This is a genomic window from Thioclava sp. ISO4 (assembly GCF_058105145.1).
The window spans coordinates 1,074,106-1,097,857 of the sequence record NZ_CM176571.1 but is presented as its reverse complement, the minus strand read 5'-3'; the positions used below and the strand labels follow the sequence as shown (position 1 = coordinate 1,097,857).

23 protein-coding genes are annotated in these 23,752 nt (G+C 62.9%); 13 read left to right on the top strand and 10 right to left on the bottom strand.

Going from position 1 to position 23,752, the window contains the following annotated elements:
- Nucleotides 1-83: 83 nt before the first annotated feature.
- The 9 genes from AC2TZ7_RS05570 to coxB form a co-directional block, all read right to left on the bottom strand.
- Nucleotides 84-668 carry a GNAT family N-acetyltransferase gene (locus AC2TZ7_RS05570; protein ID WP_098409914.1) on the bottom strand — a complete coding sequence of 195 codons (585 nt, stop codon included), beginning with the start codon at nucleotides 666-668 and terminating at the stop codon, nucleotides 84-86.
- Nucleotides 668-1,927, bottom strand: a complete 1,260-nt coding sequence (locus AC2TZ7_RS05565; protein WP_078604301.1) for a M16 family metallopeptidase — start codon at nucleotides 1,925-1,927, stop codon at nucleotides 668-670. The genes AC2TZ7_RS05570 and AC2TZ7_RS05565 overlap by 1 nt, the downstream gene beginning before the upstream one ends.
- The gene (gene thrC, locus AC2TZ7_RS05560; protein WP_489866174.1) at nucleotides 1,924-3,321 is read right to left on the bottom strand and encodes a threonine synthase; all 1,398 of its coding nucleotides are present in this window, start codon (nucleotides 3,319-3,321) and stop codon (nucleotides 1,924-1,926) included. Before thrC ends, AC2TZ7_RS05565 begins: the two co-directional genes overlap by 4 nt.
- 9 nt (nucleotides 3,322-3,330) lie before the next feature.
- A complete protein-coding gene (locus tag AC2TZ7_RS05555) occupies nucleotides 3,331-4,011 on the bottom strand; it encodes an SURF1 family protein (RefSeq protein WP_489866173.1) in 681 nt (226 codons plus the stop codon).
- A gap of 72 nt (nucleotides 4,012-4,083) precedes the next feature.
- Nucleotides 4,084-4,887: a cytochrome c oxidase subunit 3 gene (locus AC2TZ7_RS05550; protein WP_098409911.1), complete on the bottom strand. Its 804-nt coding sequence runs from the start codon at nucleotides 4,885-4,887 to the stop codon at nucleotides 4,084-4,086.
- Between the two features lie 17 nt (nucleotides 4,888-4,904).
- The gene (locus AC2TZ7_RS05545; RefSeq protein WP_078521866.1) at nucleotides 4,905-5,498 is read right to left on the bottom strand and encodes a cytochrome c oxidase assembly protein; all 594 of its coding nucleotides are present in this window, start codon (nucleotides 5,496-5,498) and stop codon (nucleotides 4,905-4,907) included.
- Nucleotides 5,495-5,689 (bottom strand): cytochrome c oxidase system small membrane protein, encoded by a 195-nt coding sequence (locus AC2TZ7_RS05540; protein WP_078540229.1) that lies wholly within the window; start codon nucleotides 5,687-5,689, stop codon nucleotides 5,495-5,497. Before AC2TZ7_RS05540 ends, AC2TZ7_RS05545 begins: the two co-directional genes overlap by 4 nt.
- A gap of 3 nt (nucleotides 5,690-5,692) precedes the next feature.
- Entirely contained in the window at nucleotides 5,693-6,628 is a 936-nt protein-coding gene (gene cyoE, locus AC2TZ7_RS05535; RefSeq protein WP_078521869.1) for a heme o synthase, read from the bottom strand.
- A 34-nt stretch (nucleotides 6,629-6,662) separates the two neighbouring features.
- On the bottom strand, nucleotides 6,663-7,541 hold the full coding sequence (coxB, locus tag AC2TZ7_RS05530) for a cytochrome c oxidase subunit II (RefSeq protein WP_489866172.1): 879 nt from the start codon (nucleotides 7,539-7,541) through the stop codon (nucleotides 6,663-6,665).
- Between the two features lie 168 nt (nucleotides 7,542-7,709).
- Here coxB and tldD point away from each other — a divergent pair, with 168 nt between their 5' ends.
- From tldD to AC2TZ7_RS05505, 5 genes are all read left to right on the top strand, one after another.
- Nucleotides 7,710-9,134: a metalloprotease TldD gene (tldD, locus tag AC2TZ7_RS05525; protein ID WP_489866171.1), complete on the top strand. Its 1,425-nt coding sequence runs from the start codon at nucleotides 7,710-7,712 to the stop codon at nucleotides 9,132-9,134.
- A gap of 195 nt (nucleotides 9,135-9,329) precedes the next feature.
- On the top strand, nucleotides 9,330-10,460 hold the full coding sequence (gene dprA / locus AC2TZ7_RS05520) for a DNA-processing protein DprA (protein WP_489866170.1): 1,131 nt from the start codon (nucleotides 9,330-9,332) through the stop codon (nucleotides 10,458-10,460).
- A gap of 102 nt (nucleotides 10,461-10,562) precedes the next feature.
- Nucleotides 10,563-13,106, top strand: coding sequence for a type I DNA topoisomerase (gene topA / locus AC2TZ7_RS05515; protein ID WP_489866169.1), 2,544 nt, complete (start codon nucleotides 10,563-10,565; stop codon nucleotides 13,104-13,106).
- A gap of 239 nt (nucleotides 13,107-13,345) precedes the next feature.
- Nucleotides 13,346-14,050 (top strand): CoA transferase subunit A, encoded by a 705-nt coding sequence (locus tag AC2TZ7_RS05510; RefSeq protein WP_078521876.1) that lies wholly within the window; start codon nucleotides 13,346-13,348, stop codon nucleotides 14,048-14,050.
- Nucleotides 14,051-14,053: 3 nt separating this feature from the next.
- Nucleotides 14,054-14,683 (top strand): CoA transferase subunit B, encoded by a 630-nt coding sequence (locus tag AC2TZ7_RS05505; RefSeq protein WP_078602074.1) that lies wholly within the window; start codon nucleotides 14,054-14,056, stop codon nucleotides 14,681-14,683.
- Nucleotides 14,684-14,719: 36 nt separating this feature from the next.
- On the opposite strand, the gene AC2TZ7_RS05500 is transcribed toward AC2TZ7_RS05505, so the two are convergent.
- Nucleotides 14,720-15,601 (bottom strand): lytic transglycosylase domain-containing protein, encoded by an 882-nt coding sequence (locus AC2TZ7_RS05500; protein ID WP_489866168.1) that lies wholly within the window; start codon nucleotides 15,599-15,601, stop codon nucleotides 14,720-14,722.
- Nucleotides 15,602-15,955: 354 nt separating this feature from the next.
- On the opposite strand from AC2TZ7_RS05500, the gene AC2TZ7_RS05495 reads away from it, so the two are divergent.
- From AC2TZ7_RS05495 to AC2TZ7_RS05460, 8 genes are all read left to right on the top strand, one after another.
- The gene (locus AC2TZ7_RS05495; protein ID WP_274962983.1) at nucleotides 15,956-16,186 is read left to right on the top strand and encodes a hypothetical protein; all 231 of its coding nucleotides are present in this window, start codon (nucleotides 15,956-15,958) and stop codon (nucleotides 16,184-16,186) included.
- A gap of 125 nt (nucleotides 16,187-16,311) precedes the next feature.
- Nucleotides 16,312-16,521: a hypothetical protein gene (locus AC2TZ7_RS05490; protein WP_489866167.1), complete on the top strand. Its 210-nt coding sequence runs from the start codon at nucleotides 16,312-16,314 to the stop codon at nucleotides 16,519-16,521.
- Nucleotides 16,522-16,600: 79 nt separating this feature from the next.
- Nucleotides 16,601-17,503, top strand: a complete 903-nt coding sequence (cpaB, locus tag AC2TZ7_RS05485; protein ID WP_489866166.1) for a Flp pilus assembly protein CpaB — start codon at nucleotides 16,601-16,603, stop codon at nucleotides 17,501-17,503.
- A 210-nt stretch (nucleotides 17,504-17,713) separates the two neighbouring features.
- Complete coding sequence (locus AC2TZ7_RS05480; RefSeq protein WP_489866165.1) at nucleotides 17,714-19,105, top strand: type II and III secretion system protein family protein; 1,392 nt, start codon at nucleotides 17,714-17,716, stop codon at nucleotides 19,103-19,105.
- A 17-nt stretch (nucleotides 19,106-19,122) separates the two neighbouring features.
- Complete coding sequence (locus AC2TZ7_RS05475) at nucleotides 19,123-19,770, top strand: OmpA family protein (RefSeq protein WP_489866164.1); 648 nt, start codon at nucleotides 19,123-19,125, stop codon at nucleotides 19,768-19,770.
- Nucleotides 19,771-20,031: 261 nt separating this feature from the next.
- Nucleotides 20,032-21,300, top strand: coding sequence for a CpaE/TadZ family protein (locus AC2TZ7_RS05470; RefSeq protein ID WP_098409900.1), 1,269 nt, complete (start codon nucleotides 20,032-20,034; stop codon nucleotides 21,298-21,300).
- 19 nt (nucleotides 21,301-21,319) lie between these two features.
- A complete protein-coding gene (locus AC2TZ7_RS05465) occupies nucleotides 21,320-22,774 on the top strand; it encodes a TadA family conjugal transfer-associated ATPase (protein ID WP_098409899.1) in 1,455 nt (484 codons plus the stop codon).
- Between the two features lie 12 nt (nucleotides 22,775-22,786).
- A complete protein-coding gene (locus AC2TZ7_RS05460) occupies nucleotides 22,787-23,746 on the top strand; it encodes a type II secretion system F family protein (protein ID WP_098409898.1) in 960 nt (319 codons plus the stop codon).
- Nucleotides 23,747-23,752: the final 6 nt, after the last annotated feature.

Genomic DNA, 23,752 nt, shown 5'->3' with positions numbered 1-23,752 from the left:
GCGGCCTTCCAGTGGAAGGACGCCCCGGCGAACGCCCGTAGCGCAAGCGAAGGGCCGGACGTCCGTCGCCAGCATATCCGTTCCTATCGGACATCCGTCCGTCCCCGGCGATCCGAGCGCAGGTTGGAATAGAGGACGTGATTGCGCCAGCGCCCGTTGATCTGCAGGTAGCTCTGCGCGACGCCCTCATATTTGAAGCCGGATTTCTCCAGCACCCCGCGCGAAGCCGCGTTCTCGGGCAGGCAGGCCGCCTCGATGCGGCTCAGGTCGAGCTTGGTGAAAGCGTAGTGCACCACGGCTTCGATCGCCTCTCGCATGTAGCCCTGACGCGCGTGGCGTCGGCCGATCCAATAGCCCAGCGTGCCTGCCTGCGCAGGTCCGCGCCGGATATTGTCGAGCGTGATCGCCCCCAGAAAGATGTCGTCGCGGCGCGAGAACAGGAAAACGGGAACGGCGGTGCCATTCGCAATCGCGCGCGCCGCCCAATAGACCCGGTTCGAGAACGCCTTGCGGCTGAGGTGATCGGCGGACCAGCTCGGCTCCCACGGGACCAGGAAGTCGCGGCTGTCCTCGCGCAGGCTGGCCCACGGACGATAATCCCCATGCTGCGGCGGACGCAGGATCATGCGATCCGTATCGATCCGCAGCTGACGACGACGCGCGAACATCAGGCGGCGAGCCTTTCGCGCAGCTCCCCGAGCTCGGGCGCATCCTTGACCGGCCCGTAAAGCGCCATGGCCGTGCGCCCGCCAGTGGCGAGCCGTTCCCCGAAGTCGCGCACCGCATCGCGGGTGACGCTGTCGATCCGCGCCGAGGCCTCGTCGATCCCGGGCACCCGGCCCCAGATATAGAGGCTGCGCGCCATGCGTTCCGCGCGCGCCGAGGCGCTTTCCAGCCCCATGAGAAGCCCCGCCTTGATCTGGGCGCGGGCGCGGGCGATCTCGACCTCGGTCATGTCTTCGGCCGCGCGTTTCAGCTCGTCGATGGTCAGTTCGGCCAGACCGCGCACCTCGTCGCCGGAGGTGCCCGCATAGACGGTGAACATGCCGGTATCCTCGTAGGCGCCGGCCTGCGAGAAGATCGTGTAGCACAACCCGCGCTCTTCGCGGATCTTCTGGAACAGGCGCGAGGACATCCCCCCGCCCATCGCCACCGAATAGACCTGCGCGGTGTAGAGATCGGCATCGCGATAGCTTGGCGACTCGATGCCAAGCGCGAAATGCGCCTGTTCGAGCTGTTTGATCTCGCGCCGCTCGTTGCCGACCCATTTCGCGGGATAGGGCGCGGGGTTCAGCGCAGGGCGCAAGTCGCCGAAGATATCCTCGGCGCGCTTCACGATTTCCGCGTGATCGACCGCGCCAGCCGCCGAAAGGATCATCTGATCGGGGCCGTAATGTTCGGTCACGAAAGCCGAGAGGTCGTCGCGCGCGAAGCTGCGGACCTTCTCCGCCGGGCCAAGGATCGTGCGGCCCATCGGCTGATCGGGGTACGCGGCCTCTTGCAGCCAGTCGAAGATCACGTCGTCAGGCGTGTCGAGCGATTGACCGATCTCTTGCAGGATCACGCCGCGCTCCACCTCGATCTCGCGCTGATCGAAGACCGGGTTCAAGAGGATGTCCGAAATCACGTCGAGCGCGAGCGGCACGTCCTCGGCCAGCACGCGGGCGTAATAGGCGGTCATCTCGCGCGAGGTATAGGCATTGATATAGCCGCCCACGTCTTCGATCGCTTCCGCGATCTGCAGCGCGGAGCGCGTCTTGGTGCCCTTGAACGCCATATGTTCGAGGAAATGCGCGATGCCGTTCTGCTCGGGGCGCTCGTGGCGGCCACCGGCCGTGATCCAGACGCCGATCGCTGCAGAGGCGAGGCCCGGCATCGACTCGGTGATGATGCGCAGACCGTTCTTCAGGGTGGTCATTTCGATCATGTGCGGCGGCGCTCCCGGATCAGGGCTTCGAGGTCTGCGAGATCGTTCGGCACGCGGGTCACGCGCTCCTCGCGGGTGAACAGGTCTGCCATGCGCGGCGGCAGGTCGGGGCGGATGCCCGTCGCCTCTTCCACAGCATCGGGGAACTTGGCGGGATGCGCGGTCGCGAGCGTGATCATCGGCGTGGCCGGGTCACGCGCGACCGCCGTTTTGCCGACGTTCACGCCGACCGCGGAATGCGGGCAGAGCAGTTCGCCGGTTTCCTTGAGCGTATCACCGATCTCTTCCATCGTGCGCGCCTCGCCGACCGAGCCGCTGTCGTAGATATCGCGCAGCGCACCGATGGCGTTTTCGGAGACGGTGAAGGAGCCTTCGGCTTTCAGCTCGTCCATCAACTTCTCGATCGCGGCCCCGTCCTTGCCATAGGCCCAGAACAGCGCGCGTTCGAAGTTCGAGCTCACCTCGATATCCATCGACGGCGAGATCGAGGGCGTGACGCCCTGCTTGGTATAGTCGCCCTTTTCGAGGCAGCGGTGCAGAATGTCGTTCTGGTTCGTCGCGATCACCAGACGCTCGACCGGCAGACCCATTTCCTTCGCGAGGAAGCCCGCGAAGATATCGCCGAAATTGCCGGTGGGCACGGTGAAGGACACTTTGCGATGCGGCGCGCCAAGCGCCACGGCGGAGGAGAAGAAATACACGATCTGCGCCAGCACGCGGGCGAAGTTGATCGAGTTCACGCCCGCCAGACCGACCTCGTCGCGGAAGTCGAAATCGTTGAACATGTCCTTAAGCTTGCCCTGACAATCGTCGAAATCGCCGTCGAGCGCGAGCGCGTGGACATTGCTCTCGATGGGCGTCGTCATCTGCCGGCGCTGCACTTCGGAGACACGGCCATGCGGGAAGAGGATGAACACATCGACATTGTCGAGCCCGCGGAAGGCCTCGATCGCCGCCGAGCCGGTATCGCCCGAGGTGGCGCCGACGATGGTGATCTTCTGGTTGCGCTTTTGCAGTTCGATCTGGAACAGCTGCCCGATCACCTGCATCGCGAAATCCTTGAACGCGAGCGTGGGGCCGTGGAACAGCTCCAGCAGGAAATGGTTCGGCGCCAGCTGCACCATCGGCGCGCGGGCGACATGGCCGAAACCGGAATAGGCGCGCGTGATGGCGCCGCGCAGTTCCTCGTCCGAGAAGGTCTCGGAGACGAAGGGCTTCATCACGCGGAACGCGACTTCCTCGTAGGGCTGCCCCGCGAGCGCGGCGATCTCGTCGGCGGAGAACTGCGGCACGGTCTCGGGCACGTAAAGCCCGCCGTCACGGGCAAGCCCCGTCAGCATCGCATCGCCGAAATTCAGAACCGGGGCTTTGCCCCGAGTGGAAACATAACGCATCGTCAATCCTCAGGCCTGTTGCCGCCTGATACGCCAGAGAAGAAAGATTGTCATCCCAGCCCAGACGATTGCGAGCAAAAACCAGGTGATCGCATAGCCGAGGTGGTCATTCGGGATGCCGGTGATGGTGACGGGGACCGGCGTTATGCCCTGCGCGGCGCCCTGAACGGTGCGGGCGACAATCAGGATCGGCTCAGTCCCGAGCTTCGCAGCCATCGCGGGCACGTCGCGGGCAAACCAGATACCGGTCTTTGCATCGGGTTCGGGCGTATAGCTATCGGCCTCTTCGGGCCAATGGAGGTTGCCGGTGACGGTGAGCTCCGTGGCGGGGCGGTCGGTGCCCTTTTCGCCCTCGGGGATGAAGCCACGATCGAGCATGATCTTGCGGCCCTGATCCGTCTCGAAAGCGTCGATGACCCGGTAGCCCGCGCCGACGCCCTTCCGACCCGAAAGCACGAGAATCTCCTGCCCCGTCGTGCGCCCGCTTACCGTGACGGGTTCGTATTTCAGCGGCTTGGTGTCGGTGCCCTTCGTCGGCAGCGCCTGCGGCTGACCTTCGATCTTGGCGGAAATCTCGGCCAGCATCGCCTCTTTCCAGCCAAGGCGCTGCACCTGCCAGATGCCGAGCGAGATCAGGATCGCGCAGCCGACGACGCCCAGCAGCAGCGGAAAGATGTAGCGTTTCATCAAGCCTCCAACAAAGCGGCGCGAGGGTCGCCCCCCGCGCCGATCTGCGCATTTGCGTGTGATGGCCGGGGGCGCTTACGCGCTGCCCCAGATATAGATCGACGCGAACAGGAAGAGCCAGACCACATCGACGAAGTGCCAGTACCAGGCGGCGGCCTCGAAGCCGACATGCTCGTTCTGGGTCATCTGGCCTTTGACGATGCGGATCAGGCAGACCAGCAGGAAGATCGTCCCGATGATCACGTGCGCCCCGTGGAAGCCCGTCGCCATGAAGAAGTTCGCGCCGTAGATATTGCCCGCCAGACCGAAGGCCGCGTGGCTATACTCGTAAGCCTGCAGCACCGTGAAACAGGCGCCGAGGACGACCGTGAGGATCAGCCCCTGCTTGACCTGGCTGCGGTCGTTTTCATGCACCAGCGCGTGGTGTGCCCAGGTGAGCGTCACGCCCGACAGGAGCAGGATCACGGTGTTGATCAGCGGCAGGTGCCACGGGTCGAAAGTCTGGATGCCTTCGGGCGGCCAGACGCCATCCTGAATGGGGCTCATCGGGCCCATCGGATACATGGCGTGCTTGAAGAAGCTCCAGAACCAGGCCGCGAAGAACATCACTTCGGACATGATGAACAGGATGAAGCCATAGCGCAGGCCGATCCGCACCACCGGGGTGTGATCGCCCACTTCGCCCTCGTGGACTACGTCCGACCACCAGCCATACATGGTGTAGAGCACCACGAGCAGGCCGCCGAAGAAGACGTAATGGGTAATGCTCTGCATCCAGAGCACCGCCCCGAAGAGCATGATGAAGCCGCCCACGGCACCGAGGAATGGCCAGATCGAGGGCGGTAGGATGTGGTAGTCGTGGTTCTTTGCGTGGGCCATGCGTCTCCCTCCGATGGCTAGTTGACCGTCTCCGTCTCCCTTTGACGGACCGAGGCAGTTTCCTCCGGCTCGGGAAGGTCGGTTTCATAGAAAGTATAGCTCAACGTGATCGCGTGAATCCGCTTCGCATCGGCATCCTCGACAATGTCGGGATCGACGAAGAAGCTCACCGGCATCTGCACCCTCTCCCCGGGTTGCAGCACCTGTTCGGTGAAGCAGAAACACTGGATCTTGTCGAAATAGTAGCCAGCCACGTCGGGCGAGACATTGTAGCTCGCCGTGCCCGCGATCGGATGATCGGTCGGGTTGTAGGCCTCGTAGAAGGCGAGCCCGTTCTGCCCGATCTTCAATTTCATCTCGGTCTGGACCGGCTTGAACTCCCACGGCATGCCGCGCGCGACATTGGCGTCGAAACGCACGAGGATCTCGCGGTCGAGAACTTTGTCGGGCAGCACCTCGGCGGTGTTGGTCGTGCCGCCATAGCCGGTCGTCTTGCAGAACCAGTTGTAGAACGGCACCGCAGCCCAGGCCCCTGCCCCCATCACGACGATCACCGCGAGCAGCGAGAGCAGCACGCGGGTGTTCGACCGATCTGCGGGGCGTTGGGTCATTGCGAAGCCCCTTCCGCCGGCAGCACGGAGGCGCGCGGCTGGTGGTCGTAGGCTTCCATCTTCGAGCCGTTCTCGACCTTGACCACGGTCAGACCGAAGACGATTGCGACGAACCCGAGAAGAACCGCGCCCAGCCCCGCATTGCGCGAGAACCGACGGATATGAAGGTCACTGTCCCGGGTGATTGCCATCGCTTACCAGACTCCCAAACCGATATAGCTCAGCCCCGCTTCGGCCAGCAAAGCCGCGAAATGCGCGAAGAGGTAGATGAGCGAGAAATAGAAGAAGCGCTTCTCGACCGCGTATTTGTCGGCCTCCGCCTGCGCTTCGGTGCGGGCGTGGATCTCGATCGCGCCCTTGATGAAGAGCGCATTCATGATCAGCGCCGTCGCGAAATAGACCGGGCCGCCGATCGAGGTGAAACCGGTGCCGACCGCGATGGGGGCGAGGATGAAGGCGTAGAACAGGATGTTCTTGCGCGTCACCACCCGACCGTGGGTCGAGGTCAGCATCGGCACTTTCGCCTCGTCGTAATCGGCCTTCATGAACAGCGCGAGCGACCAGAAATGCGGCGGCGTCCAGAGGAAGACCAGAAGGAACATCGCCACGGATTCGATCGAGATGCCACCCGTCGACACGGCCCAGCCGATCATCGGAGGGAAAGCGCCCGCCGCGCCGCCGATCACGATGTTCTGCGGCGTCGCGCGCTTGAGCCACATCGTGTAGACGACGACGTAGAAGAAGATGGTGAAGGCGAGGAACAGGCCCGAGAAGATATTCGTGGCCAGCGCCAGCATCACGCAGGAGATGCCCGACAGCGCGAGGCCGAAGCCCAGCGCCTCGCGCTCCGACACGCGGCCCGCCGGGATCGGACGGTTCCGGGTGCGGCGCATGATCCGGTCGATATCCGCGTCATACCACATGTTCAGCGCGCCCGAGGCCCCGCCGCCCAGCGCGATGAACAGGATCGCGACGAAGCCCACGAAGGGATGCACCGGATTCGGCGCCACCACGAGACCGACGAAGGCGGTGAAGACCACCAGCGACATCACGCGCGGCTTCAGAAGCGCGATGTAGTCGCCGAACCGCGCCTCGTTGTCCTGTTGGCGGATATAGCTGATGTCACTCATGAAAGCGTCCCTCGGGTGTTATCGCACAATGAATTCAGTTCTGTGCGACCCGAACCGCGCCATCCGTCTCGACCGAGGCGAAGTCATTCTTCGCACGCTCAAGCCAGTTAGCGTAAACTTCCGGTGAGACAACTTTGACCACGATGGGCATATAAGCGTGATTGGTGCCGCAAAGCTCCGAACACTGGCCGAAATACACACCTTCTTGATCGGCCTTAAACCACAATTGCGCGATCCGGCCCGGCACGGCGTCCTGCTTCACGGCGAAGGCGGGCACGGTCCAGCTGTGAATCACGTCTGCGCCAGTGACTTGCACGACGATCGTCTTGCCCGCGGGCACCACCATCGCGTTGTCGGCTGCCAGCAGATATTCGTCGGGCGCATAGCCATGATCTGCAAGCTCGTCTTTCGCCAGCATCAGCGAATCGAACGCCACGCCCTCATCGGGGTATTCGTAGCCCCAGTACCACTGGTAGCCGGTCACCTTAACGGTGATATCGCCTTCCGGGATTTCCTGCTGATTCCAAAGCGCGGGCAACGAAAACGCCCCGATCGCCACGAGGATCACGATCGGCACGAAGGTCCAGGTGATCTCGAGCGGCGTATTATGGGTGAAGCTGCGCGGCGTCGGATTGCTGCGGCTGTTGAAGCGCAGGATCGCGTAGATGATCAGCGCGAACACGAAAACGCAGATCGCGGCGATGATCACCAGCAGCATATGGTCCAGCCATTGCTGATCCTCCGCGAGGTTCGAGGACGCGGGCTGGAACCCCGTGCCGCCCAGATGCGGCTTACCGATCACCGGCAGCCCCTTGATCATGTCCTGAGCCGAGGCCTGCCCGGCGACGAGCGTCAACATAACAGCCGACGTGACAGTGGCCGCGATGCCGCGGCCCTTGCTTGCAAAGCGCATAAGTCCCATGTCTCCCTTTTGGCGGCGTTTCTCCCTGCCGCCCGACGGCGTTCGGATCTCCCAAACCGTTCACCGTTGCGTGTTCTCACTTTAAAATCATATTGGGAGGGTGGCGCAAGCAAAAGCTGCGACATTTTGTCAAAATTGATCGCCCTAGCAGGAGTCCAGATGACCAAGCCCGACCGTTTCGCCCCTTTCGAGGACAAGCTCGACCAGGATCGCGCGCTGCATCTGCTGCGTGAAGCGACAGCAGGGGCCGAGGATGGCGAGCTGTTTCTCGAACAGCGCCGGTCCGAGGCGCTGGTCTTCGACGATGGCCGGGTGAAAACCGCCTCATACGACGCCTCCGAAGGATTCGGGCTGCGCGCGGTGAAAGGCGATGTCGCGGGCTATGCCCATTCGACCGAGATTTCCGAAGCCGCGCTGAAGCGGGCGACAGAGACGGCGCGGCTGGCCGTGGGCGATGGCGGCGGCACGATGGCGCCCCCGCCCAAGGGCACGAATTTGCATCTTTATAGTGATACCGATCCCGTCTCGGACACACCCTTCGCCGCGAAGATCGACATCCTGCGCGAGATCGACGCCTTCGCCCGCGACCTCGACCCGCGCGTCGTGCAGGTCTCGGCCTCGATGGCGGCGAGCCTGCAGGAAGTGTTCATCCTGCGCCCCGAGGGCGGGCTGGTCTCGGATATCCGCCCGATGGCGCGGATCAACATCTCGGTCATCGTGGAAGAGAACGGACGCCGCGAGTCCGGCGGTCATGGCGGCGGCGGGCGGTTCGGCCTGTCGGGCCTGATCGAGCCCGCGCATTGGCAGCCGGTCGCGCGCGAGGCGCTGCGCATCGCGCTGGTAAACCTGCGCGCCGAGCCTGCCCCTGCGGGCGTGATGGATGTGGTGCTTGGCCCGGGCTGGCCGGGCGTACTGTTGCACGAAGCAGTCGGGCACGGGCTGGAAGGCGACTTCAACCGCAAGAAATCTTCGGCCTTCGCCGGGCTGATGGGTCAGCAGGTGGCGGCGAAAGGCGTGACCGTGCTCGATGACGGCACGATCCCCGACCGGCGCGGTTCGATCACGATCGACGACGAGGGCACGCCCTCGGGCAAGAACGTGTTGATCGAGGATGGCGTGCTCGTGGGCTACATGCAGGACCGCCAGAACGCACGCCTGATGGGCGTGGAGGCCACCGGAAACGGGCGGCGCGAGAGCTTTGCCCATGCCCCGATGCCGCGGATGACCAACACCTATATGCTGGGCGGCGATGCCGATCCGGGCGAGATCCTCGCCGATCTGAAGGACGGCATCTATGCGGTCGGCTTCGGCGGCGGTCAGGTCGACATCACCAACGGAAAGTTCGTCTTCAACTGCACCGAAGCTTACCGCGTGAAGAACGGCGTCGTCGGCGCACCAGTGCGCGGGGCGACCCTGATCGGCGACGGGCCGACCGCGATGCAGCATATCCGCGCCATCGGCAACGACCTCGAGCTTGATCCCGGCATCGGCAATTGCGGCAAGGCGGGCCAATGGGTGCCGGTGGGTGTCGGCCAGCCGACCCTGATGATCGGCGGCCTGACCGTGGGCGGCTCGGCCGCGTAAACGATTCGCCAACGGGCGCGGGGGAGATGATCCGGCAAGGCCTCCCCCGCAGCCCCAAGCGGCAAATCGGTGGCGCCGAAAATCTGCAACTAAAACGTGAAAAATTTATCCCAAACGCGTTACGACACGGGTTTTGGTAACGAGTTATTAAGAATAACGCGGCAGAAAGGGCGGGCGATTGAGGCGGAGGGCCGGATGGAAACAGATTTGTTTTCTTACCCCACCCCCTTCACCCCACCCACCACGGAAGAAGATGAACTGCCGGTTCTTCGCCTCATTCGTTCCCGACGTGTCGGGCCCACAACCTTCCACAGATTGATCGGCGAACATGGCTCCGCGTCGGCAGCGCTCGCGGCCCTGCCCGAAGTGGCCCGCGCGGCGGGTGTCGCCGATTACACTCCCTGCCCCGAGGAACAGGCCCGTGCCGAGCTCAAGGCGGGCAAGGCCGCCGGCGCGCGGCTGTTGATCCATGGCGGGCCGGGCTATCCCTCAGCACTTGCCGAGATTGACGACGCACCGCCCGTGCTCTGGGCGCTTGGCCAGCTGGAATTGCTCACCCGCCAGATGATCGCGCTGGTCGGCGCGCGCAATGCTTCTTCGCTGGGGCTGCGCATGGCGAAGCGGTTGAGCGAAGGTCTGGGCGCGGCAGGCATCTGCGTGGTCTCCGGGCTGGCGCGCGGGATCGACGCCGCCGCCCACGAAGCGGCGCTGCCCACGGGCACGATCGCGGTGCAGGCGGGCGGGATCGATGTGATCTACCCGCAGGAGAATACAGCGCTTGCCCAGCAAATGGCCGAGACCGGGCTGCGGCTGACCGAAGCCCCACCCGGCACCCAGCCGCAGGCGCGCCACTTCCCCGCGCGCAACCGGATCATCTCGGGGCTCAGCGCAGGCGTCGTCGTGGTCGAGGCGGCGCTGAAATCGGGCAGCCTGATTACTGCACGCGACGCGCTCGATCAGGGGCGCGAGGTGATGGCCGTGCCAGGCCATCCGATGGACGGGCGCGCGGGCGGCTGCAATGCGCTGATCCGCGACGGAGCGACTTTGGTGCGCGGGTCCGAGGATGTGCTGGCAGCGCTGAACGCCCGCGCGGCCTCACCCGAACCGCGCCCTGCTCCAAACCCTCCGCCAACGCGCCGCGCCGTGAAAAGCGGCGATCTCTGCGCAAAGATCCTCGAACGGCTAGGCCCCTCCCCCACCGCCGAGGATCAGGTGATCCGCGATCTCGACGTGCCTGCCGCGGCCTTCTCGCAAGCCCTCACCGCGCTCGAAATCGAGGGCCGGATCGAGCGGCATCGCGGCGGTCGGATCAGCCGTCCGCTCTGAGGGGGACGGGATTACCTCAGGGTCAGGACGCATTGACAATTCGCCCCAAACGCCCACATGTTCCGCGCCCAGACCCTTTTTGCACTGAATAGTGAGGACCTTATGGCTGTTGTTGTCGTCGAATCCCCTGCCAAGGCCAAGACGATCAACAAATATCTAGGGTCTGACTACACCGTTCTCGCCTCCTTCGGCCACGTCCGCGACCTGCCTCCGAAAGACGGCTCGGTCGATCCCGAGCACGATTTCGAGATGAAATGGGAAGTCGCGAGCGACTCGAAAAAGCACATCAAGGCGATCACCGACGCGCTGAAAGACGACGACACGCTGATCCTCGCAACTGACCCCGATCGCGAAGGCGAAGCGATTTCGTGGCACCTGCAGGAAGCGTTGGAGAAGAAGCTCAAGGGCAAGAACGTCTCCCGCGTCACCTTCAACGCGATCACCAAGACTGCGATCCAGGAAGCGATGAAGCATCCGCGCGATGTCGATGCCCCGCTGGTCGAGGCCTATCTGGCCCGCCGCGCGCTCGACTATCTCGTGGGCTTCAACCTCTCGCCGGTCCTGTGGCGCAAGCTGCCCGGCGCGAAATCGGCGGGCCGCGTGCAGTCGGTCTGCCTGCGTCTCATCGTCGAGCGCGAGATGGAGATCGAAGCCTTCAAGCCGCGCGAATACTGGACGGTGAAGGTGATCCTGACGACGCCGCGCGGTCAGGAATACGAGGCGCGCCTGTCGGTTCTGGGCGGCAAGAAGCTCGAGAAATACGACCTCGAGAACGAGACCGCGGCCGAGATGGCGGTGCAGGCGATCACCTCGCGCGATCTCAGCGTGACCTCGGTCGAGGCGAAACCCGCCAATCGCAACCCCTACCCGCCTTTCATGACCTCGACGCTGCAGCAGGAAGCCAGCCGCAAGTTCGGCTTCGGCGCGCGGGCCACGATGTCGGCGGCGCAGCGTCTCTATGAAGCCGGTCACATCACCTATATGCGGACCGACGGCATCGACATGGCCCCCGAGGCTGTGATGCAGGCGCGCGATGCGATCAAGGACAAGTTCGGCGACAGTTACGTCCCGAAATCTCCGCGCATGTACAAGAACAAGGCGAAGAACGCGCAGGAAGCGCACGAATGTATCCGCCCGACGGATATGTCGAAATCGCCCGACAAGCTGAAGCTCTCCGACGATCAGTGGAAGCTGTATGACCTGATCTGGAAGCGCACGATCGCGTCGCAAATGGAAGCGGCTCGGTTCGAGCGCACGACCGTTCTCGTCGGCTCCGGCGACGAACAGGTCGAACTGCGCGCGACCGGCTCCGTCGTCGTGTTCGACGGCTTTCTGAAAGTCTACGATCAGGGCCGCGACGATGACGAGGGCGAGGACAGCAACCGCCTGCCGCAGATCCACGAGGGCGAAGAGGCCAAGAAGGGCGACATCACGCCCGAGCAGCACTTCACCCAACCGCCGCCGCGCTACACCGAGGCGACGCTGGTCAAACGGATGGAAGAGCTCGGCATCGGGCGCCCGTCCACCTACGCCTCGATCGTCACAACGATTCAGGACCGCGGCTATGTGCGCAAGGACAAGAACCGTCTGATGCCCGAGGATACCGGGCGGCTGGTGACGGCCTTCCTGTCGAATTACTTCAAGCGCTACGTGGAATACGATTTCACCGCCGATCTGGAAGATCAGCTCGACGATATCTCGGCGGGCGATCGCGACTATAAGGAAGTGCTCAAGCGGTTCTGGCGCGATTTCTCGGCGGCTCTGGAAGAGACGTCGGAGCTGCGCATCTCGGAAGTTCTCGACAAGATCGACGAGGTTCTCAGCCCCCATCTCTATCCGCCGCGCCCCGACGGGTCCGACCCGCGCATCTGCCCGCTTTGCGGCAGTGGCAAGCTGCATCTGAAGACCGCGCGCTCCGGCGGGGCCTTCATCGGCTGCGGCAACTATCCCGAATGCCGCTTCACCCGACCTCTGTCCGCGCCCGATTGCGATGACGAGGTGCAGGCGCTCGACGGTAAGGTGCTGGGCTATGACGAGGATCAGGCCATCACGCTGCGCGTCGGTCGTTTCGGCCCCTACGTCCAGAAGGGCGAGCCGACCGAGGATGTGCCCAAGCCGCCGCGCGCCTCGCTGCCCAAGGGCTGGAAACCCGAAGAGATCGACCTCGAGAAAGCGCTGCTTCTCTTGAGCCTGCCGCGCGAGATCGGCCCGCACCCGGAAGATGGCGAGCTGGTCGAAGCCGGGATCGGGCGCTACGGGCCCTACGTCAAGAAGGGCCGGATCTACGCGAACCTCCCAGAGGTCGACGAGGTCTTCACCATCGGCATGAACCGCGCCGTGGAAGTCATCGCTCAAAAAGCCGCCAAAGGCGGGCGGGGTGCAGCCGCGAAGCCGCTCAAGGAGCTGGGCGAACACCCCGAGGGCGGCCCGATCGCGGTCATGCCGGGGCGCTACGGGCCTTACGTCAAATGGGGCAAGATCAACGCGACCCTGCCGAAAGAGCTGGAACCGGAATCCGTCACCCTCGAAGACGCGCTTCCGTTGATCGAGGCCAAAGCGGCGAAGAAGGGCGGCACGAAGAAGAAAGCCGCCCCCAAGAAGACAGCGGCGAAAAAGACGGCGACCAAGAAGACCGACGAGAAGTGAGGCGCCCGCGCCCCACTTCTTTCTTCTCGATCAAAATATCCCGGGGGAGCGCGACAGCGCGGGGGCAGAGCCCCCCCTCTCTGAGGTCTTGTCGCCCTACGGCGACGGGGGGCAGAGCCCCCTCCCCCCGGTCTATTTACGCGTGAAGTTGATCCTGGCACCCGCCTTCGCCGCATCGCAGCAATTGACTCCCCCCCGCCCCGGCGTCATCTTCACGCGCACATGAGCGGAGGATATCCATGAACAAGATTTACGGTTCCGCGGAAGAGGCCCTGGACGGGCTTCTTTTCGACGGAATGCTGATCGCGGCCGGGGGCTTCGGGCTTTGCGGCATCCCCGAAATGCTGATCGACGCGCTGGTCGAGAGCAAGGTCAAGGACATCACGGTCGCGTCGAACAACTGCGGCGTGGACGGGTTCGGCCTCGGCAAGCTGCTCGATACCAAGCAGATCAAGAAGATGATGTCGTCCTACGTGGGCGAGAACGCGGAATTCATGCGCCAGTATCTGAGCGGCGAGCTCGAGCTGGAATTCAACCCGCAGGGCACGCTGGCAGAGCGCATGCGCGCCGCCGGCCACGGCATCCCCGGCTTCTACACCAAGACCGGCTACGGCACGCAGATCGCCGAAGGCAAAGAGGTCAAGGTATTCAACGGCGAGCACTACATCCTCGAAGAGGGCATCTTCGCCGACGTCTCCATCGTGAAGGCGTGGAAAGCGGATGAGACCGGAAATGCGATCTTCCGCAAGACGGCGCGCAACTTCAATCCGCCGGCGGCGATGTGCGGCAAGGTCTGCGTGATGGAAGTCGAAGAGATCGTGCCCGTGGGCTCGCTCGACCCCGACTGCATCCACCTGCCCGGCATCTACGTGCACCGCCTGATCCAGGGTGAGCACGAGAAGCGCATCGAGAAAGTCACCACCCGCGAAAAGAAGGAGGCCTGACCCATGGCATGGGATAGAAATCAGATGGCCGCCCGCGCGGCGCAGGAGCTTGAAGACGGCACCTATGTGAACCTCGGCATCGGCATCCCGACGCTGGTCCCGAACTTCATCCCCGAGGGCGTGCACGTCACGCTGCAATCGGAGAACGGCATGCTCGGCATGGGCCCCTTCCCCTATGAGGGCGAAGAGGATCCCGACCTGATCAACGCCGGCAAGCAGACGATCACCGAACTGCCCAACACGGTCTACTTCGACAGCTCGATGAGCTTCGGCATGATCCGCGGCGGCAAGATCGCGATGGCGATCCTCGGCGCCATGGAAGTGGCCGAGAATGGCGATCTGGCGAACTGGATGATCCCCGGCAAGCTGGTGAAGGGCATGGGCGGCGCGATGGACCTCGTGGCGGGCGTGAAGCGCGTCATCGTCGTGATGGACCACACCAACAAGCATGGCGACAGCAAGCTGCTGAAGGAATGCACCCTGCCGCTGACCGGCACCGGCGTCGTCAACCGCATCATCACCAATCTCGGTGTGCTCGATGTGGTCGAGGGCGGGCTGAAAATCGTTGAATGCGCCGAGGGCGTCACCGAAGACGAGATCCGTGCCGCGACCGAGGCGACGATCATCAACTGATCGCCGTCCATAGGCTAGAGACGTGAAGAGCGGCCCTCAGGGGTCGCTCTTTGCCATTTGGGTGACCTGGAAGACGCAACCGTCGCTCACGAGCTGCGGACGCGTCGCACAGAGCCCCCGCGCCACGTTCCACGCCGCCAGCACCTTCGGCACGTAGTCGCGCGTCTCCGCATAGGGCGGCACGCCGTCATTGCGCTTCACCGCGTTCTCGCCCGCGTTATAGGCGGCGATCACCATCAGCGGATCGCGGTCGAATTCCTTCATCAGCCAGTCGAGATAGCTCACCCCGCCCGCGATGTTCTGCGCAGGGTCCTTGCTGTCTTCGACGTCGAACCGCTCGGCGGTGGCCGGGATCAGCTGCATAAGCCCCACGGCGCCTGCATGGCTTTGCACATCGTGCCGTCCGCCCGATTCCACCGCGATCATCGCCAGCACCAGCGCAGGCGAGACCTCTGTCCCGATGGTAGAACGCAGGATATCGGTGCCATGCGTGCGCGCGATCTTCGCCAGATCGTTGAGGCGCGGCTCGCGCACCCTTGTGCCATTCGGTCCCTGCGACAGCGCGGAGATCGCCTGATCGAACCGACCCGCCCGCTCTCCAAGCCGCGGCGAGACCTTTTTCCAGTACCATGCGTAATGCGCAGGCGTTGGTGTGGACGCCGCTGCATCGCCCGTCGCGCTGTCCTCTTTGGCAGGCGCCGTTTCCGGCTCCCAAGGCTGCTTCGCCATCGCGGCAAGCTGGCGCTTCTGTTCCTCGGGGTCGATCTGGATCGTGATGAAGCGTTTGGTGCCGGGCGCAGGCGGCTTGACCGTCTTCGGCTTAACGCTCTTGAAGACGGGAGCCGCAGGCTCGGCCCCCACGGGCGCGACCACGGCCACCATCGCACTGCAGAGAATCCCTGCGAAAACCTTGCGCATCTGCGCCACCTGCTCACTGCCTCACGCGGCTCTCGAGGGCCGCTTTAGCCAGACTATCCCTGAAAACCCGGAAAAATTCCAGAAAATCCGCCCTTTTCAGGCCGACGATTCGTGGTCCGACAGCCGAAATTCGGACGCAAAATGCAAATCTCACAAAAAGTTAGATTTTTGTTTCGTTAATTAACAATGACTTAGCGGATTCATCAGCCGCAATTTTCGTTTTCGCGAAATCGCCTGCGATGCGCCCAAATCGCGCCACGTTCCGGGGGCCATATGTCCCCATACCGCGAGACGGAAACCGGCACGGACGCCAACCGAGATTGCGGGGCAGAGACAAACCTAAGGAGAGACACCATGATGAAGTTTTTCAAAATCAAGAAGTTCCACGACGAAGAAGACGGCGCTGTGACCGTTGACTGGGTTGTGCTGACCGCTGCTGTCGTCGGCCTCGGCGCTGCTGCAATGGCGCTGATCCGCACCCAGACGGGCGAACTCAGCGGCAAGATCGCAACCTACCTTGACGGCGCCGAAGTCTCCGAGAACTTCACTGCCGCCGAATCCGGCTTCACCGACGACGGCAAGTGAGCCTAGTCAGCCACTTCAAGAGTTGGGCCGCTCGAAAATCGGGCGGCCCTTCATTTTAAGGGGCGTGGAAACCGTCGCGGATAGCGTTGCGCCCGAAACCTTTTCTTTGGAAAGCGGAACAGGACATGAGACATGCCTCAAAAGCAGCGCGCATATTCCGAGAGGAAGATGGCGCCGTTACTGTGGATTGGGTGGTTTTGGTTTCGGCGGTCGTCTCGTTCGGCTTCATCGCGACCATCCTGATCTGGCAACAAACCGCCGAAGTTTCCGGAAAGATTGCGACATTCGTTGACAGGCAAGAAGTCAAAACTGTCTTCGCAGAAGATGAACTTTAACCGCCACTTCCACAGCAAGACTTCGAATACGCCTACATTTCGCCACTTTGGCCTGCAATAAACAGCGTTGATCGTAGGATTGTCGCCGATCAAAAAACAGAAGGATGAAGCGATGCGACTGATTTTTGTTGTTTTCCTCGTGGCTGGCGTCGGCCTCGCTGGTGTCGCCGTGATGATGGCGCAGGGACAAATCTCACAGTTCCAAGCGGAACGCGATCAGTTGGCTGAAATGCAGAAAAACGCACCGAAACTGGCAGATGTCGTCGTTGCGCGTAAGCCGCTCAAATATGGCGAGCATTTCGGGCCCGAAGACCTCGTCGTAATAAAGATGCAAGCCAATGCCGTTCCAAAAGATGCATTCCGCACGATCACGGCCAAAGCTGGCACCGAAGACGCCGAAACCGCGGCATTCCTAGAAGGAGAAACGCGTCAGCGCGCCTCCATGCGGTCCATATCCCCGCGTGAGGTCGTGCTTGCGACGCGCGTCACCCAACCAGGCGAGAACGCGGGCATCATGGCCAGCCTCCCTGACGGTCGTCGCGCATTTACCATCCAAGTCTCGTCGAGCTCAGCCGTGTCAGGTTTCCTGCGCCCGGGAGATCTGGTCGATGTCTATTGGTCCGGCCAGATCGACGGCGAGCCTGTGACCAAGCTGATCGACAGCAATCTGAAACTGATAGCGATCGATCAGAGCACTAATCCCGACCGCAGCAGCGCCACGCAGATCGCGCGTTCTGTCACGGCCGAAGTCAGCCCCGAACAAGTTGCGGCCCTGACGCTCGCTCAGAACACCGGTCGCCTCACCCTCTCGCTCGTCGGCCTCGAGAACAGCGCGCAGCTCGGCCAGATCGAAATCAACCGGGACGAGTTGCTCGGCATCCAGAAGCAAGAGGCCAAGAAGGTCGAGAAGGCGGAGGTCTGCACGGTCAAGACGCGCAAGGGCACGGAAGTCATAGAGACGCCGATCCCCTGCACCAACTAAATAAATGACAGATATCAGTCATTTGCGCGGGGTCCTTCGGGGCCCCGCTTTCACATGTGACCGTTTATCCACATCAAGAACGGCGCTCAATCCATTGATTCTTGCAAAAAAACAGGTCTTGGCGCATTCTCTTTTGCAATAATGGACCAAAACAGTCCCTAAGCAGACATAAGATTTGCGAGTGGCGTGATCGGAGAGGCAGGGTCACAGATGAAATTGAAAACCTTAATGCAGGCCTGCCTATGCGGCATGGCGCTGAACGTCGCGGCGATGAGCCCGGTGCAAGCAGACACGTTGCGGATTCTGTCCGGGGCGACTCAAGCTCCGCTGACGGTTCCGTTGAACCGCGCGGTGGTCGTGGAAAGCGACACGCCGTTTTCGGAACTCTCGATCGCCAACCCCGGCATCGCGGACATCCAGACCCTTTCGGATCGCTCGATCTACGTGCTGGGCAAGGTGCCGGGCCGGACGACGCTGACGATTCTTGGTGCCGACGGCAAGCTGGTGTCGAATGTCGACGTTCAGGTGACGCCGGACCTCGCGGAGTTCAAGGAACGTCTCAAGCAGATCCTACCGGGCGAGAACATCCAGGTCCGCACCGCGAATGACGGGATCGTCCTTTCGGGCACGGTCTCTTCGGCGCAGAAACTCAGCCGCGCGCTGGAACTCGCCAATCGCTATGCGCCGGACCGGGTGTCGAACCTGATGATGGTTGGCGGCACGCAGCAGGTGATGCTGAAAGTGCGCTTCGCCGAGATGCAGCGCTCGGTCGCCAAAAGCCTCAGCTCATCGATCAATGCCGGGGTTGGGCCTCGCGGAACGTACGGGCAGGCCGGAGGCTACGGCGGCATCAATCTTGACGAAACGACTGCGCGCACCGGCACCTACGACAACGGGATCGGCCTCGGCCTCACCCGCGGCACGTTCCAGCTGGGCGTGCTGATCCAGGCCCTTGAAAACAAAGGCGTCGTGCGCACCCTCGCGGAACCGAACCTGACCGCACTTTCGGGCCAGTCGGCAGACTTCCTGGCCGGTGGCGAATATCCGATCCCGGTTCTCAACGACGGCGATGTCTCGATCCAGTACAAACCCTTTGGCGTCGAGATGTCCTTCACGCCGCGCGTGGTGGACGGCGACGTGATCAACCTCGACATCGCCGCCTCGGTCTCCTCGATCGACACGGCCAACGGCTACACGAGCGGTACGTTCAACGTCAGCGCCTTCAAGAAGCGCTCGACCTCGACCACGGTCGAGATGCGCGACGGCGAAAGCTTCGCGATCGCGGGCCTGCTTCAGGACGACTTCAACGATTCCGTGGGCCAGATTCCGTGGCTCGGCGACGTTCCGGTGCTCGGCGCGCTGTTCCGCTCGACCGAATTCGAACGCAAACAATCCGAACTCGTGATCATCGTCACGCCGCATCTTGTCTCGCCCGTCAAGGGTGACACGCTGGCGCTGCCGACAGATCGCCTGAAGCCGCCAACCGAGTCCGAGCTGTTCCTTCACGGCAGAACCTCGGGCGGCAAAGCGCCGCAGAAAGGCCCTGCTGCAGAAGTCGCCAAGCAGGACTTCTCCGGCTCCTATGGCTATGTGATGGAGTGAGCGAGATGGCAGAGAACATGAAACTACGCACTCTCGCGATCACCATCGGCACCATGGCTGTGGTGGCTGGCTGCACCGAAGGCACCCAGACCTTCAACTCTGAGGTCGGCTCGACCGCGGAAGGATCGCTGGGCTTCGGCTCCGCCATCGCACAGAATCAGGCAATGATGAGCGGCGACAAAAGCTACGTCATCAATATGACGCGCAAATTCGCCGCCGACGTGCCGAACACGGTGCATTTCGCCTTCAACTCTTCGGTTCTCGATGCGCAGGCGCGCAATGCGCTGTCGCAGCAGGCGAACTGGATCCGGCAGAACCCGGAAGTGCGCTTCCGCGTCTACGGACATACCGACCTCGTCGGCTCCAACGCTTACAACAAGGCTCTGGGGCTGCGCCGCGCGCGGGCGGTGGTGAATTTCCTCGTCTCGCAGGGCATCTCCCGCTCGCGACTCGAGGCGCTCGTGTCCTACGGTGAAACGCATCCGCTGGTCTACACCCAAGCCCCGAACGAACAGAATCGTCGCACCGTCACCGAGGTCTCGGGCTTCGTGACCAAGGGCAAACCGATGCTGCTCGACGGCAAGTATGCGGCGGTGATCTATCGCGACTACATCACCTCGGCAACCGCCAACACCAGCGGCAGTGGCGGCGGCGGCGGCAACTAAACTTCTGAAATTACTAACCTCGTCGCAATTTGCGGCAGAGAACATCTTTTGACGGCGGGCGCTTTCAACAAAGCCCGCCGTTTTTCTTTATCGTCTCCCTTTATCCCACAATTGAAACAGTCTGGCCCCAATGTCGCCCAGATTGGAACCGAGATTGATCCTCGACGGAATAGGCGCGTCCAGCGAGTCGCGTCCGGTCCGCGGTGTATCAACAGAGTTAACGGAACACCGCCGCGGGTCACGAAAAAGAGGACAGAGGCAATGACTGCAGCAGCTATCATGACTTCGGAGCCGGCCCCGATTCAGGCCTGCACCGTGTCCCGCGATGTGTCGAACTTCGACCTGCTGATCGAGGATATGGAGACCGAGCTTGGTGAAAGCTGGGGCGACCTGACCTTTGATGAAGCGGTAATCTTCCTGAGCCAACCCGACGCGGAACAGCTCGAGTTCATCGCGATCGCCGTGGATGGCGAAGACGAGGACGAGCTGACCAAGATCTCCGGCATCATCACCGAGGCAAAGGACCGCAATATTCGCGTCATCCTGATCGCCGACGAGGTCAGCCCGATCGCGCTGCATCAACTGCTGCGTCTGGGGGCCGATGATTTCGTCCCCTACCCGCTTCCCGAAGGCGCGCTCCATGACGCGATCGAGCGTCTGGGCCAAGCCGCGCCGCCGCCCGAGATGGCACCCAACATGAACGCCCCGACATTCTCGGCGAGCGGCAATCATGACGGTGTCGTTCTTCCGGTCCACGGCCTGTCCGGCGGTGTCGGGGCCAGCACCTTCGCGGTGAACCTCGCCTGGGAAATGGCGACGATCCATGACGGCAAGAAGAAGAAAAAAGATCCTTCGACCTCGCCGAAAGTCTGCCTGCTCGATCTCGATCTGCAATTCGGCGCTGCGGCGACCTATCTCGACCTGCCGCGCCGCGAGGTGATCTACGAGATGCTCGCCGATACCGAGCATATGGATAAGGAAACCTTCCGGCAGGCGATGCTCAGCTTCAACGACAAGCTCGATGTGCTGACCGCGCCGACCGACATGCTGCCGCTCGATCTGCTGAGCGGCGAGGATCTGGAGCGCCTGATCGACATGGCGCGCGCGCATTACGATTTCGTCGTGATCGACATGCCCTCGACCGTGGTCAGCTGGACCGAGACGGTGCTGAACAAGGCGCATCTCTACTTCGCGCTGATCGAGCTGGACATGCGCTCGGCCCAGAACGTGCTGCGGATGCAGCGTGCGCTGAAATCCGAAGGGCTGCCGACCGAGAAGCTGCGCTACGTGCTCAACCGCGCGCCGAAATTCACCGATCTGAACGGCAAGGCGCGCGTGAAGCGACTGGCCGAGAGCCTCGATATCTCGCTCGAACTGCTGATGAGCGATGGCGGCAAGCAGATCACGCAGGCCAACGACCACGGGCTCCCGCTGGCGCTCTCGGCGCCGAAAGTGCCGCTGCGCAAGGAATTCCAGAAGCTCGCCGGCTCGCTGGTGGAGCTGAACGAAGCCGTCGAAGCGGCCGCCTGACCCGAAAGGACACGTCCAGATGTTTTCGCGCTACAAGAAAGACGGGGCAAAGCCCACCAACGGCAAGGCCGCCCCCCCGCCGCCCGCGCCCGGTGCCGCCAAGCCGCCGCCGATCGACGCTGCGCCGAAGACGCAGGTACATCGCAAGTTGGCCCCCCAGAAGGTCGCCGCCGACCCGGTGGCCGCCGACAAGGAAAAGAAGCGCAAGCAGCGCCTTCAGGAACTCAAGGTGGAGCTGCACAAGCGCCTGCTGGAGAACCTGAACCTCGCCGCGCTCGAGCACGCCTCGGAACGCGAGCTGCGCGCGGAGATCGCCGACATCACTGCCGAGGCGATGACGGAGCTTTCGGTCGCGCTGAACGCGCAGGACCGCCAGGCGCTGCAGCAGGAGCTGTATGACGAGGTCATGGGCCTCGGCCCGCTCGAGCCGCTGCTCAAGGACGAGACCGTCAACGATATTCTGGTGAACGGCCCGCAGCAGATCTTCATCGAACGCGATGGTAAGCTCGAACTGAGCGACATCACCTTCAAGGACGAGCGCCACCTGCTGCGCATCATCGACAAGATCGTGTCGGCCGTGGGTCGTCGCGTCGATGAATCCAACCCTTACGTGGACGCCCGTCTCGCCGATGGCTCGCGCTTCAACGCGATGGTGCCGCCGATCGCGGTGGACGGCTCGCTCGTCTCCATTCGTAAGTTCAAGAAGGACAAGCTCGGGATCGACGATCTCGTCAATTACGGCGCCTTCACCGAGGAAATCGCGGCCTATCTGCAAGCCGCCGTCGCGACGCGTCTCAACGTGATCGTCTCGGGCGGTACGGGTTCGGGTAAGACGACCACGCTCAACGCGCTGTCGTCCTTCATCGACAACTCCGAGCGCATTCTGACGATCGAGGACACGGCCGAACTTCAGCTGCAACAGACCCATGTGGGCCGGATGGAAAGCCGTCCCCCGAACGTCGAAGGCAAGGGCGCGGTCACCCAGCGCGACTGTCTCAGGAACGCGCTGCGGATGCGTCCCGACCGTATCATCGTCGGCGAAACGCGCGGCGAGGAAGTGATCGACATGTTGCAGGCCATGAACACCGGCCACGACGGGTCGATGACAACGATCCACGCGAACTCCGCCCGTGACGGCGTGGCGCGTCTGGAGAACATGATCTCGATGTCGGGCATCGAGATGCCGATGAAGGCGATGCGCAGCCAGATCGCATCGGCTGTGAACCTGATCGTGCAGGCCTCGCGCCTGCAGGACGGCTCGCGCCGCATGGTCTCGGTGACGGAAATCACCGGCATGGAAGGCGACGTGATCTCGATGCAGGAAGTCTTCCGCTACGAGCGTCTCGGCCTCGCGCCCGACGGCAAGATCATCGGCCGCTTCACCGCGACCGGCGTGCGCTCTCACTATTCCGATCGGTTCCGGCAATGGGGCTACGACCTGCCGGCTTCGATCTACGAACCCGTGCAGGACTAAGGACACCCCGCCATGGCGACCCCCATTATCTACCTGCTGATCTTCGTCGCAGTGCTGCTGCTTGTCGAAGGCGTCTATCTGCTGTTCTTCGGTAAATCGATCTCGCTCAACAAACGGGTCAATCGACGCCTGGAGATGCTCAACAAGGGCGAACGGCGCGAAGAGGTGCTGGAACGTCTGCGCAAGGAAGCGACGCAGCACAGCGACGCGCGCTCGATCCCGCTCTATTCGCTGCTGGCCGAAAAGGCGCAGAAGGGCAATATCGCCTTCTCGCCGATGGCGCTGATCGGCATCATGGCCTTCGCCTGTTTCGCGTCCTTCATGGCCCTGACGCTGAGCTCGCAGGCGGGCCTCTTCATCCGCCTCTTCCTCGCGCTCTTCATGGGCGTGGGCGGGGTGTTCTTCTGGGTCTCCTCGAAGGCCAAGAAGCGCATGGCGCTGATGGAGGAGCAACTTCCCGACGCGGTGGAACTGATGGTGCGCAGCTTGCGCGTCGGCCACCCCCTGGCCTCCGCGATCCAGGCGGTCGCGCGCGAAATCCCCGATCCGATGGGCACCGAGTTCGGCATCATCGCCGACGAGGCGGCCTATGGGCGCAACGTGGCCGAGGCGATCTCGGAAATGGCCGAACGTCTCGATATGCAGGATCTGCGCTTCCTCGCGGTCGCCGTGTCGATCCAGCAGACCTCGGGCGGCAACCTTGCCGAAGTTCTCGAAGGCCTGTCGAAAGTCATCCGCTCGCGCTTCCGGCTGTTCCGCCGCGTGAAGGCGATCACCGCAGAGCCGCGCTGGTCGGGTATCTTCCTGTCGGCCTTCCCTGTCATCGTGATGGTGATCATTCAGGTCGTCTCGCCCGATTACTACGACGAGGTGAAAACGACTGCCGCCTTCATTCCGGCCGCCATCGTGGTGTTCCTACTACTCGGCGCCAACGTGATCTTCATGAAGGTCATGACAACCATCAAGGTTTGAGGAGAG